The organism is Paenibacillus sp. IHB B 3415 (genome assembly GCF_000802655.2).
In the GTDB taxonomy this organism is placed as follows: Bacteria; Bacillota; Bacilli; order Paenibacillales; family Paenibacillaceae; genus Paenibacillus_AQ; species Paenibacillus_AQ phytohabitans.
Window position 1 is genome coordinate 1 of the sequence record NZ_JUEI01000284.1, and the last position, 230, is coordinate 230.

Annotated in this window: 1 pseudogene; it reads right to left on the bottom strand. The window is 48.7% G+C overall.

The window, feature by feature from the left end:
- Window positions 1-230, bottom strand: a pseudogene (locus tag QW71_RS36690) (hypothetical protein); the annotation flags it as partial.

Here is a 230-nt window from a genome sequence, read left to right on the forward strand (position 1 = left end):
CGCGCATCTTTCATCCGTTGCTCCGCATTCACGTAAAACCCCTTTGGGTAACGCTGGTACAACTGATTCACCAGTCTTCTTACCCGTTCGTCCTCCGGATACCATTTCATCATGAGATCCAGCAGCAGCTTTTGCCACGACTTTCGTAAGTACTCATACGAGATAAACTCTGCCTTTTTCCACTCCTTGTTCCGGTCCAGCGCACCTTCTGTAATGAGTGAATGGATGTG